This is a genomic window from uncultured Mailhella sp., assembly GCF_947631555.1.
GTDB lineage: Bacteria > Desulfobacterota > Desulfovibrionia > Desulfovibrionales > Desulfovibrionaceae > Mailhella.
The window spans coordinates 1-4,139 of sequence record NZ_CANRLT010000128.1 but is presented as its reverse complement, the minus strand read 5'-3'; the positions used below and the strand labels follow the sequence as shown (position 1 = coordinate 4,139).

Sequence of the window (4,139 nt, the reverse complement as noted above, 5' to 3'; positions counted from 1 at the left end):
CCCCGTTGTTCCCAGGGCGATAACTCTTTTATAGCCGCCCTGGTAGACGGCGGCGGCGTCAAGCTCCCCCTCGACGACAAGCACGGGGAATAAGCGCCGGTCGCTGCCGTCGGCCTCTTGATCTGAAAAGGCCCCGGCGTTGTATATGTGACTCCCGCCGTCGCTGGGTATGTATTTGGCATCTTCGTCTTTGCCGTCAATCCTGCGGGCCTTGTAAAAGTGTGCATCATAAGGGAAGATAATGCGCGGCGCTCGGTAACTCTGTTTCTCTCCATATCCCAGGTTTGGAGAATAGCCCAGGTTTAGAGCTTCTATGGCCTCCCGCTTTATCCCCCGCCCCTCCAGATAGGCCAGGGCGTCCGGGGCCTGTAAAAGTGAAGTGTGCCACTCTTTATATTTTGCGGTGTAGTCATTTATCGGCGGGGTGTAGGGCTTCGGCTTCGGCTGTTCCTGCGGCGCTGCCGGTTTCTGCCGGTTCCCGCCGGTTCCCCCGCTGGTGCGTGTGGCCGGTGCGTCTTTGATATATCCCAACTTCTCCATTACCTCCACGGCTTTCATGCTCCATAGTCTGCATAAGGCATCAAGGGTGCTGTCCGATTTTCCTTTATCTCCAAAACATCCCTTTGCACAATAAACGCGCCAATAGCCGCCGTTATTGTATAGCTTCAAGGCCCCTGTATGGTGTGGCCCCTCCCCGCTGTGGCATATTGGACAACAATACATTCCCCCCTTGCTGGGGGTCAGCGGGTAAAAGTCGGTCAGCGGGTGGCGGTTTATATCGTCCTTTGCCCGTTCAAATTCTTCTCTTGTCATAGTGTTCCTTTCTGGCGGTTCGCCTCGATATGGAGGGGACGGGGACGGCCCGCCCCCTCCGCGTGTACCATCGTTTATATCTTCGTGTCTGTAAATCCCCGTCCGTACAAAAGGGAAATAAGCGCGGTTTTTCGTGCGCCGGTGTATTTGGCCTTTGTCACGTCGGCCCTTATATGTACTCCTATCACGTCCGGCCCTTTCGCTCTGATCGGCGCGGTGACGTATAGGCGCAAGCGCAAGGCCGCATAATATCCAATGGCCCGCCCCCCGGTAGGCTTCAAGGGGTCGCCCCACATTGCGCCCGCCCTTTCCCGCATCTGGTTTATGAGAAATAGGGTGCATCCGCTGCGGGCTGTTTCCCCGGCAAGCTGGGGCATGGCGTGGGCTATGGTGGTACTCATTCGCCGGTTAAGCTCCGCCCATTCCGGCGGGTTGTCTGATAACTCCCATTTCGACGGCAAGGCGGGTAAAGAGTCCAGGACGACGGCGGAAAAGCCCCGCGCTGCTATCCTTGCCACTTCAAGCGCGGCCTCCAGCGTTTCCGGCCTGTAAAGGTAGAAACGCCTACCCCCCCCTGCCAATATTTGACAGTGTTCCACGGCTGGCGGCGTGGTCGGCGTCTATGTATAGGACAGGCCCGCCCATTCTAAAGGCCAGGGCAAGGGCAAGGCTGGTTTTGCCGGTTCCCTCTGCGCCGTGTATCTCTACAATGTGGCCCCGTGGTATGCCTCCCCCGGTGGCGGCATCCAGGCTCTTTAATCCCGTGCGGGTGTAGGTTATCGGGGCAAGGTCTTTGCCATAGAATAAGGCCCCGCTGCCGTGTTCCCGGTTTATCGTATAGCGGGCCATATCAAGGGCGCTTTGCTGTGCCTCTGTCATTGCGCTGCGTCCCCCTCCCCGGTGTACATGGTGGCCTTAAACTCTCTCAAAATGCGCTCCAGGTCGTCCGGTTCCAGTCGCTTGATAAGGTCGGCGGCCTCCAGCTCCAGGGCGGCCCGTACTTCCCGGCATTGTTCCTCTGTCAGCTCCATGACGGCGCTGATCGCTGCCGCTTTGACGGGGGACAAGGGTTTATCTGTATTCATTTTTCTGTGTACGTCCTTTCTATTCGTCTTGATTTTCGGGGCGTACACGGGTATAATAAACCTGGTGCGCCCCCTGGTCGGGTGTCGCGCTGGTAGCGGTTGCCCTTGCTTTCGACGGTCGGGGCATCCGCTATCTTTTTGTGCCGGTGCTGGTGTTCAATGACGTTTTCCACCTCCTACTTGGAATTATCTTCATACGCTCAATTAGGTTTTCCCCTGGTTTCGGGGCTGGCCTCGCCTCCTTTCCTGTAAAAATGGGGCCTTTGCGGGTGGTCTTTCGGGCCGGGGCTTGTATTCATTATAGGCGGTTAGGGGTGGCCCCTGCAAGGGGGGCCGCCCCTCCACTAATCTATTAGAGATTAGATATTGCGGGGAAAATGCGCTTTTAATTGTTGTCAAAAAGATTTCAAGAATTGCCATTTTTCGGCTATTTTATGCCATTTTTGCGCTTGTAATGTTTTGATTTTTCGGTGTGGCGGTTTTTGCAAGTAAACGAACGCCCACAGAAAAGTAAATGAACGCCCACAAAAATTAAACGAACGCCCACAGGAATTAAACGAACGCCCACAAAATCCCTTACTCGGCAAAATGGGGGTTCCGGCCCTTATGGGTAATAATCATGTTGCGGGAAAGTGTGCTTTTTGTCGGCACTTCATAGCATTGCCGCTTTGCCCCTTTTACGGTGCGGGTGGTGGTCGGTAGCGTGAAGTCAAGGTATCGGGCCGGGGCGTCTGATTTCTCGGCTATTATTCTAAAGGCGGCTTCAAAGACGTTCTTTAGCTTTGAGTTGTACGCCTGGGCCGGGTGCTTTATCTTGCCGGGTTCGGCGGCTTCGATGGCCTCCAGCTCTTGCCGGAGTTGCGGGCAGTCGTCTATAAGGGTCGAATATTTCACTTTATAGGTGATGATCTTCAAGGGTTCGGCTGCGCTGGTTATGGTGGCGGCGCTGGTGTCGTAAACCGTTGTAGTGGTGACGCTCTGGCCGTCGGCTCCCTTTTTCCTTACGGTCTTTTTGGAGATCTTCGGCTCTGCTACATAAGTTTTGTAGTCGGGCCTTATGCCCCGCCTTACAATGCCGTAAAGAATACGGTTTGCAAGCTCGACGGCGGCCCGGTTCGGCTCGTTTACCACTTCGCCCCGCAAAAGGCGGTTTAGAGCTGGCCGCCCTCCAGCTCCCCCGGCGCTCTCTGATAATGCTTTAAGTTTGAAAAGATAGGGGGTGCTTACGGTCAGGGTTTCGCTGTCAGCTTCATAGCTTATAAAGGTCAAAAGCCTGTAATAGCTGCCGTCTGGTGTCCGTCCTACAAGCGGGTCAAATGGCCGCAAAATATCCATTACGGCATTTAAGCGCATATCAGAAAAGCCGGGTATTTCAAGCTGTTCTAATTCGTCGGCGTCCGCTGGGCGGCGTCGGTTGGAGTATGTGCGGGGGTCAATCTTCAATTCCCGGCATATCGCGGGGAGGTAAAGTGTTATGGTGCTGTTGGTGTCGTCCCCCTGGGTGGATGAAACGGCTTGCACTATTGCCATAAGAAAAGCGGTGTGGATGGTCGTTATTCCCTCCAGGGCCTTATCTTGCAACATAAGCATATTCAATTTGCCGGTGGCCTCGTCTATCACGTCTTTAGGGTCTTTCACGCTGTCCGGCAAGCGCATTATAGAAAAACCGTTTAGGGCGTTCTTTAGATCGTCGGTCGAATAAGAGGCAATATGCCCGCCCAGGGTCATAAGCGCCCCTTTTTCAATGGCTGCGCTGCGGGGGCTGGCCTTGTCTTTCTTATCCTCTCCCCCCTCCAGCTTCGCAAGGGCTTTGCTGGCGGCTTCGGCATCTATCAGGGGGGCTAATGTTTCGTCTGCCAGGATAAGCCCTATAAGGTTTGATAGGGTGAACGGGTCGCCGGTGGTGGTGTTATATCTTACAAGCTGGCCCTTTAAGCCGGTGTCGCTGTGGCCCTCGATGGTCATGGCGTATAATGCGCCGGTCTTGCTTACAAAATGGAGTTGCGCCGGTATCTCGTTCCCGCTGTGATCGTGTATAGGGCGCTCAACATTTAAGGTCACAAAACCGGGGACAATGGACGATTGCGGGAAAGTAATAACGGCTTTAAGGGCGTCTTGAAATTCCTTGTATGCGTCCATTTCGGCGGCTGCCGGTTCGGGCTTCTTTTTGCTCATGCAATCACTCCTTAAAGGTTCTCATTGTCAATAAGGGCCTTTGCCGCCCGGTAGGTTTCGCCGTTG

Annotated in this window: 5 protein-coding genes; all 5 read right to left on the bottom strand. The window is 54.7% G+C overall.

Translation table 11 applies throughout. From position 1 onward, the window contains the following. Nucleotides 1–813: hypothetical protein (locus Q0Z94_RS11285; RefSeq protein ID WP_298069777.1), on the bottom strand; the 813-nt coding region annotated here is incomplete at its 3' end. 74 nt (nucleotides 814–887) lie between these two features. Then, nucleotides 888–1,412, bottom strand: a complete 525-nt coding sequence (locus tag Q0Z94_RS11910; RefSeq protein WP_366517621.1) for a hypothetical protein — start codon at nucleotides 1,410–1,412, stop codon at nucleotides 888–890. Then, the gene (locus tag Q0Z94_RS11280) at nucleotides 1,378–1,662 is read right to left on the bottom strand and encodes an ATPase domain-containing protein (protein ID WP_298069775.1); all 285 of its coding nucleotides are present in this window, start codon (nucleotides 1,660–1,662) and stop codon (nucleotides 1,378–1,380) included. The genes Q0Z94_RS11910 and Q0Z94_RS11280 overlap by 35 nt, the downstream gene beginning before the upstream one ends. A gap of 26 nt (nucleotides 1,663–1,688) precedes the next feature. Beyond that, nucleotides 1,689–1,898 carry a hypothetical protein gene (locus Q0Z94_RS11275; RefSeq protein WP_298069773.1) on the bottom strand — a complete coding sequence of 70 codons (210 nt, stop codon included), beginning with the start codon at nucleotides 1,896–1,898 and terminating at the stop codon, nucleotides 1,689–1,691. Nucleotides 1,899–2,474: 576 nt separating this feature from the next. Then, nucleotides 2,475–4,073 carry a hypothetical protein gene (locus Q0Z94_RS11270; protein ID WP_298069771.1) on the bottom strand — a complete coding sequence of 533 codons (1,599 nt, stop codon included), beginning with the start codon at nucleotides 4,071–4,073 and terminating at the stop codon, nucleotides 2,475–2,477. Between the last annotated feature and the right edge of the window lie 66 nt (nucleotides 4,074–4,139).

Bases quoted from the DNA above. Each gene is read 5' to 3' on its own strand.
- Q0Z94_RS11280 (WP_298069775.1), bottom strand. From the start codon at position 1,662: ATGGCCCGCTATACGATAAACCGGGAACACGGCAGCGGGGCCTTATTC.
- Q0Z94_RS11270 (WP_298069771.1), bottom strand. From the start codon at position 4,073: ATGAGCAAAAAGAAGCCCGAACCGGCAGCCGCCGAAATGGACGCATAC.
- Q0Z94_RS11275 (WP_298069773.1), bottom strand. From the start codon at position 1,898: ATGAATACAGATAAACCCTTGTCCCCCGTCAAAGCGGCAGCGATCAGC.